The sequence below is a fragment of the Planktothrix sp. genome (assembly GCF_046067725.1).
Taxonomy (GTDB): Bacteria; Cyanobacteriota; Cyanobacteriia; order Cyanobacteriales; family Microcoleaceae; genus Planktothrix.
Map to the genome: position 1 here is coordinate 23,801 of NZ_JBJUDF010000243.1, position 7,524 is coordinate 31,324.

At 37.1% G+C, this 7,524-nt stretch carries 3 protein-coding genes; 2 read left to right on the plus strand and 1 reads right to left on the minus strand.

The annotated features are described in order from the left end of the window. Positions 1-90 precede the first annotated feature (90 nt). Together ACKPEB_RS15130 and ACKPEB_RS15135 are read left to right on the plus strand one after the other, a co-directional pair. Positions 91-4,932 carry a PAS domain S-box protein gene (locus ACKPEB_RS15130; protein WP_408965757.1) on the plus strand — a complete coding sequence of 1,614 codons (4,842 nt, stop codon included), beginning with the start codon at positions 91-93 and terminating at the stop codon, positions 4,930-4,932. After that, positions 4,929-6,722 carry a putative bifunctional diguanylate cyclase/phosphodiesterase gene (locus ACKPEB_RS15135; RefSeq protein WP_408965758.1) on the plus strand — a complete coding sequence of 598 codons (1,794 nt, stop codon included), beginning with the start codon at positions 4,929-4,931 and terminating at the stop codon, positions 6,720-6,722. Before ACKPEB_RS15130 ends, ACKPEB_RS15135 begins: the two co-directional genes overlap by 4 nt. A 181-nt stretch (positions 6,723-6,903) precedes the next feature. Here the strand turns inward: ACKPEB_RS15135 and tnpA are convergent, their stop codons facing one another. Beyond that, positions 6,904-7,320, minus strand: a complete 417-nt coding sequence (gene tnpA / locus ACKPEB_RS15140) for an IS200/IS605 family transposase (RefSeq protein ID WP_408965759.1) — start codon at positions 7,318-7,320, stop codon at positions 6,904-6,906. Positions 7,321-7,524: the final 204 nt, after the last annotated feature.

The following is a 7,524-nucleotide window of genomic DNA, read 5'->3' on the forward strand; positions in this document are numbered from 1 at the left end:
TCAAACTAAAAACGATTAACTATTGACTGATGATTAATGACTGATGACTAATGACTGATAACTGACTCAATCAGGATAGTGGATAGATGGATGAAAGCTGAATATCAAGCTGTTAATATTTTAATCATTGATGATTCTCCAATCAACCTAAAATATTTAGGGAAACTCCTCAGTTTGCAAGGTTATCAAGTTCAATTGGCTAATTCTGGAGAATTAGGATTACAGGTTGCTCAAAAGACCGTTCCCAATGTCATCATATTGGATATTATGATGCCCGGTTTGGATGGGTATGAAGTCTGTCAACGACTGAAAGCCGATGTGAAAACTCAACATATTCCGATTATCTTTGTAAGTGTGATTGAAGAAGTATCGGAAAAAGTCAAAGCCTTCCAAATGGGAGCCGCTGATTATCTCACCAAACCTTTACAAAAAGATGAAATTCTGGCTCGAATTCACCATCAACTAACAATTCAAAGTTTACATCATCAATTACAAGCTCAAAATCTGCAACTCAGATCCGAAATAGAAACCCGTCAACAACTGGAAGAAAAATTTTCTAAAGCCTTTTTAAATAGCCCTAATCCAATTACATTAATGACCTATGAGGAGGGTTATTTCTTAGATGTTAATCCTAGTTTTCTCAAAAGCTTCGGTTATGAAAAATCTCAAGTGATTAATCACACGGCGACTGATTTAAACCTGTGGGTTAATTCTGAAGATGAATCTTTATTCAAGCAACAGCTTCAACAGGAAAATTCGATTCATAACCGAGTCATTAAACAGCGAACGAAAACAGGTCAAATTAGAACTTTATTGTTGTCAGCAGAATTAATTAGTTTAGATCAAAAAAATTGTATTTTATCGATTATTAATGATATTACTGAGCAAGAATTAGCCCAAGAAGATTGGAGGAAGGCTCAAGCAGCTTTAAAAAAAAGTGAAAAAAAATATCGAAATTTAGTTGAAAACTCTCAAGATCTGATTTGGTCAATCAATTTAAAAGGCTGTTATACTTTTGTGAATCCTGCTGTTCAATCGATCATGGGATATGAACCGGAAGAAGTGATTGATCGTCTATTTTCTGATTTTGTTCCCCTCACTCAAATTTCTGATGTTAAAAAAGCGTTTCTGCCTGTTTTTTTCGGTCAATCTTTACTGCGACATCACGTCATTCATGTTTCTAAATCAGGGCAATGGGTACATTTATTAGTGAATGCGTTTCCGGTTTATAATTCCCAGGGAAAGGTAATGGGTATAACCGGAACAGCATCGGATATTACGGAACAAAAAACAACGGAACGAGCCTTACAATTGATTGTAGAAGCAACAGCTTCAAAAACAGGTCAAGATTTTTTTCGTTCCTGTGTTTACTATTTAGCTGAAGTGATACAAGTTCGTTATGCTGGCGTATTTAAACTGTTAAAAACTGATCCACCACAATTGGAAAGCTTAGCGTTTTGGAATGGGGAAAAATGGTATGATCAGTTAATTTATAACTTGGCAAGAACCCCCTGTGAGCAGGTGATTAAAATGGGTCAGTCTTGTCATTTTAGCGAAAATGTACAGATTTTATTTCCTGATGATCCAGAGTTAGTAAAGTTACAAGCTCAAAGTTATTGTGGGATTCCTTTATTTGATTCTAATCAAAATATTATTGGAATATTAATTATTATCGATACTCATAATAAACATCTGACGGTGAGTCAAGAATCTATTTTAAAATTTTTTGCAGATCGAGCCGGGGCTGAACTAGAGCGAAAATTAGCAGAAGAATTACTTGAATATCGCTCACGGATGGATAACCTTCTCAGTTATATTGCCCGATTATTTATTAATGAAACTTTAGAAAATACAATTCGTTATACCTTGCAAGAAGTCGGTCAGTTTCTTAGCTGTGATTGGATCTTTATTTTTAATTTTAATTCTCCCCAAACTCCTTGGATAATCACGGCGCAATGGGGACTCAACGAACCCATTAATGAAGAAAAATTTCTTCCGGTTTTATCGGCTGAAACTTTGCCTTGGATTCATCAAAAATTACAATCTAAACCCAAGGAAGTTTTAGCAATTTCTAATTTAGATCACTATCCAAATTTACCTTGTCAAGATCGAAAAACTTTGCGTTCTCTTCACTGTCAATCTCTGATTTTTATTCCTTTAATCAAATCCGGTAAAACCAAAGGATTTATGGGAATTATTAATTTTTATCCGATGGTAGAATGGACAATAGAAACTCAAAATTGGCTAAAACTGATTGGAGAATTAATTGCCATTCATGAAACCACTCAAGAAACTCAACAAGCCTTAGAACGAAGTAAAACTCGCTATCAAAATTTGGCAGATAATATCCCTGGGATGATTTATCAATTTATGCTGCATCCTGATGGTTCTATGAGTTTACCTTATGTCAGTTCCGGGTGTTGGGATTTATATGGGTTATCTCCGTCCCAGGCGATGATTGATGTCAATCAATTATTTGAAAAAGTTCACCCAGAAGATTTTCAAGGGGTTCTTAATTCTATTTGTGAGTCGGGTGAATCTTTACAGCCTTGGAGTTATACTTGGCGAATTATCACCGAGCCAGGTCAAATCAAATGGTTACAAGGAAATGCTCGTCCTGACCCTCAAGCTGATGGTAGCATTTTATGGGATGGTTTAATTATTGATATTACTCAAAATAAACAAGCCGAAATCCTATTACGAGAAACCGCCCAACGTCAACAAACTTTAGCTCGAATGATTGGACGAATGCGTCAAACTTTAGATGCAGATACAATTTTTACCACCACGACTCAAGAATTACGCTATGAATTAAACAGTGATCGAGTGGGTATTTATCAATTTAATTCCGATGGTCGGGGTCAATTTGTAGCAGAATCTTTTGCATCTGGTTGTCAACCCTTACGTTATAAAACCCTTCATGATCCCCATTTTGATTTCACTGTTATTGAACCCGACAATTGTGTTTTATCCAGCTTAAAACAGGAAGATCGAGTGCAAGATACTTTTTTGAGAGATATTCACGAGGGAGTGTATCGGGATGGTTTAAGTTATCTGTGTGTTGCAGATGTTGATCAAGCCGGATTTCCGAATTGTTATTTGCAATTTTTAGAAAAAATGCAAGTAAAATCTTATTTGATTGTTCCTATTTTCTGTCAAACGGTCTCTCTCAGTGTTGGGTCTACTCAAACGTTTTCCTCGGTTTCTCCTCGGCTAAAATTGTGGGGGCTTTTGACGGTATATCAACATTCAAGTCCTCGCCAATGGCAAGAATCAGAAATTAATTTAGTCGTACAAATTGGTGCCCAATTAGGAGTCGCTTTACAACAAGTTGCCTTATTAACTCACACTCAAAAGCAATCGGAAGAACTTTGTCAAGCCAAAGAAGCCGCCGATGCTGCCAACCGGGCTAAAAGTGAATTTTTAGCGAATATGAGTCATGAATTACGCACTCCTTTAAATGCTATTTTAGGCTTTACTCAACTCATGAATCGAGATTCTAGCCTGAGTTATGAACAACAAGAACAAATCAAAATTATTCATCGCAGTGGGAAACATTTATTAGCTTTAATCAATGATATTCTGGAAATGTCTAAGCTAGAAGCGGATCAAATTAGCCTTAATCCCACCTGCTTTAATTTATTTCAAGGGTTAGATTATATTCAAGATTTACTCAGTACAAAATTGAAGACTAAACGATTACGGTTTGAGTTAGAACGGCATGAGGAACTTCCAGAATGGATTATTGCTGATGAAAATAAATTAAGACAAATTCTGCTGAATTGTTTAGGGCATTTAATGACTTGGACAGAAACCGGAACCCTACACCTACGAGTTAAACCTATTCTCCCCAATTCAGAAACTCTCCCATCTGCTTCGCCAGCGAATATAGCCTCGGATCAGATTAAACTTGAATTTGAAATTGAAACGACTTTAGTCAATGGGGAGTCCTTAGAAATTCAGGATTTATTGAAACCCTTTACATCGGTTCAAAGAAGTTTAGCCTTTCCAGAAGCAGACTCGTTAAATTTACCGATGAGCCAACAATTTCTACATTTGATGGAAGGAACAATGGTGATGGAACGTTCCTTTAATCACGGCATAAAATTAACCTTACTGATTCCTGTCCAACGGGCTGAAGCTCAACGCCAAGAACCGATTTCTACTGCTGGAAAAATTATTGGTTTAGCCGCCAATCAACCCAACTATCGTTTGTTAATCGTTGAGGATCAAATTTCTTGGCGTTGTCATCTGAGTGAGTTTCTCAAACAGATGGGGTTTCAGGTACGGGAAGCAGAAAATGGTCAAGAAGGTTTAATTCTTCACCGAGTTTGGAAACCCCATTTAATTGTCATGAAGATGTGGATGCCGATTATGAGTGGTTATGAAGCCATTCAAAGAATACGCCCCCAAAAATTTCCCGTTGAAAGTGTAGACAATGAGTTCATCAACCTTAACACTAAATTCGAGCTAGAAGTTCCCCGACAAACGATTATTCTTGCCATGATTCCATCGGGATCTCAAGAAGATAAACAGTTGGCTTTATCCGTTGGTTTTGATGATTTTTTGTGTATCCCTTTTCAAGAAGAGGAACTTTTGCACAAAATAAGTGAATATTTAAAGGTGGAATATCAATATACGCCCGAATCGTTCCCTCAAGCTGTTGAATTTTTTCCCCAATCCCATTCCCCTAGTGTTTCTTCCTCGGTGATTCCGCCACCGTTACAAGTCATGCCGTCTGAATGGGTCGAACAACTCTATTATGCAGCGGCTCAATGCAGTGATCGTTTATTACTTCAGCTAATTGGTCAAATTCCACCTGAACATCAAGTTATTGCTCAATATTTAGGTGATTTAGTGGATAATTTCCACTTTGATCAAGTGATGGAATGGACTAAACAGTCTGAAGATTCAGCCCAGAAAACACAATGATTCAGAACCCAGTTGATAGTTCCATTGGCAACATCCTTATCATTGATGATAATCCTGAAAACTTGCGATTATTATCAAGAATGCTCATGCGTCGTGGGTACGATGTTCGTCAAGCTTTGAATGGTATAATTGCCTTAAGAGCGATTGAAATTCAACCCCCTGATCTAATTTTATTAGATATTATGATGCCTCTGATGAATGGTTATGAGGTGTGTAAATTAATTAAACAAAATCCTGAAACGGCTGAAATTCCTGTAATTTTTTTAAGTGCTTTAGATGATGTTCAGAATAAACTCAAAGGCTTCGCCGCTGGGGCAGCAGATTATATTACGAAACCGTTTCAATTTGATGAGGTTTTAGTGCGCGTCCAAAATCAATTGTCTTTAAAATTTGCTCGTAAAAAGATTTTAGAATTAAATACAGAATTAGAAGCACGAGTTAAGGAACGAACGCAACAACTGGAAGAGGTTCATGCTCAATTGATTAAAAAAGCATTATATGATGAGTTAACTTCTTTACCTAATCGGGTTTTATTTATTCAACGTTTAGAAATCGCCCTGAATCATCTCAATGCTGATCCGAACTATCAGTTTGCCGTGTTATTTTTAGATTGCGATCGCTTTAAAGTTATTAATGATTCCTTGGGACATTCCGTTGGCGATCAATTATTAATTGCGATCGCTCAAAGGTTAGAGGAAGCTTTTCATCAAAAGGTTAATATTTTAGCTCGATTTGGAGGAGATGAATTTGCGATTTTGTTAACAGATTTAACCGCACCTGAAACCGCGATCAAAATGGCTGAAACGATTATTGATATTTTATCTCAACCGTTTTCTATTTTAACTTATCCTATCTATATTAATGCCAGTATTGGAGTTGCCTATAGTCAACCAGACTATACTCGCCCAGAACAAATTTTACGAGATGTCGATACGGCAATGTACCGGGCAAAATCACGGGGAACATCTTGTTATCAAGTGTTTGATTCTTCTATGTATCAAAATGCTTTATCATTTTTACAGCTTGATACGGATTTACGCACCGCGATTAAAGAACAACAATTAGCTATCAAGTATCAACCGATTATTGCTTTAAAAACGGGAAAAATTGTTGGATTTGAAGCCTTAGTGTGTTGGGTTCACCCCCAACGGGGTTTAATTCCTCCAGTTGATTTTCTTCCCGTCGCTGAAGAAACAGGTTTAATTATTGAAATCAGAAATTGGGTTCTGCGCCAAGTCGGAAAACAAATTTATGATTGGCAACAACAATTTCAAGATCTTCTCTTAACCATTAGTATTAATCTCACTCCTCGACAATTTACCCAAGGTAATTTAATTAGTCAACTGGATGAAATTTTTAAAGAAACCCATCTGAATTCTCGCTGTTTAAAATTAGAAATTAAAGAAAGTGCCATCATGGATCATCTAAAAACCGCACAGGTGATTTTAAATCAGTTACGACAACGAGAAATTCAACTCAGTTTAGATGACTTCGGCACTGGATATTCTTCTTTGAGTTATTTGCACTCTTTTCCAGTTGACACCTTAAAAATTGATCGTTCTTTTATTCAAGGGTTAGATGGAAACCCAGAAAACTTAGGCTTGGTTCCGGTTATTATTAATATTGCTCAAAATATGGGAATGAATGTCATTGCAGAAGGCATTGAAACGGCTCAACAATTAGCACAATTAAGGGAATTAAATTGTGATTTTGGTCAAGGATATTTCTTCTCAGCACCGTTAAGTCCTGAACAAGCAGTTAATTTACTACTCTCATCCCCTCAATGGTAGTGTAGGAGCGGGGTTCCCCCGCCCAGACTCAGTGATCAGTCAATGGTTAAGCCTAAATCCTCAATGTTTCCAGGTCAGTTGTTCCCTTTTTGAATTCAATTGTTCCCTTTTTTTCATTCAATTATTAGTTTTGTAGCATTTTTATCGAAAATTTTGGGTTTAAAACCCCGTCGTTCGGAGTTTACCCTGACGCAGGAAGGGACGGCTTTTCTTGGTTTTTGATGTAAGACTTCAGAACCTCTAATGGTGCGCCACCGATTGAAGATACAAAATAACTAGGCGACCATAAAGATTCTTTTCCGTAGGGTTTAGGGAATCCTGCTTGCCCATATCTACGACTGGAAACTCCTTTTAAAGCATTTACTATGACAGAAATAGAGAGTTTAGGAGGGTATTCAACCAAGGTATGAATAAGGTCTGACTCCCCATTAAATTCCAGCACTTGAAAATTCATTTTTTCAGCCACTTCTCGAAAAGACTTCTCTATTAACATCAGGCTTTCCACTGTCAAGATTTGGCAACGATACTTAGTCACACAGACCAAATGAATCTTTAAATCCGAAACACTGTGACGCTCTTTTCGTAAAAGGGTTGACATCTACCAAAGTCCTAGCTATAGTCATGCAGACCAATACAATTGTACAGCATGAAGCTAAGATGTCGATATCGAATTTACCGTGCGACTCGTTCCTACCAAAAGTCAAATAGATGTGGGTAGGGCAAGGTTGTGAACCTTGACAACTCAATAACCGTGATGGTGAAAAACCATCCCTCTTGATGGTGGAGTGACAGCATAACCCCT

Excerpts from the sequence above, each read along its gene's own strand:
- ACKPEB_RS15135 (WP_408965758.1), top strand. The coding sequence starts at position 4,929 with ATGATTCAGAACCCAGTTGATAGTTCCATTGGCAACATCCTTATCATT.
- ACKPEB_RS15130 (WP_408965757.1), top strand. The coding sequence starts at position 91 with ATGAAAGCTGAATATCAAGCTGTTAATATTTTAATCATTGATGATTCT.
- tnpA (WP_408965759.1), bottom strand. The coding sequence starts at position 7,320 with ATGTCAACCCTTTTACGAAAAGAGCGTCACAGTGTTTCGGATTTAAAG.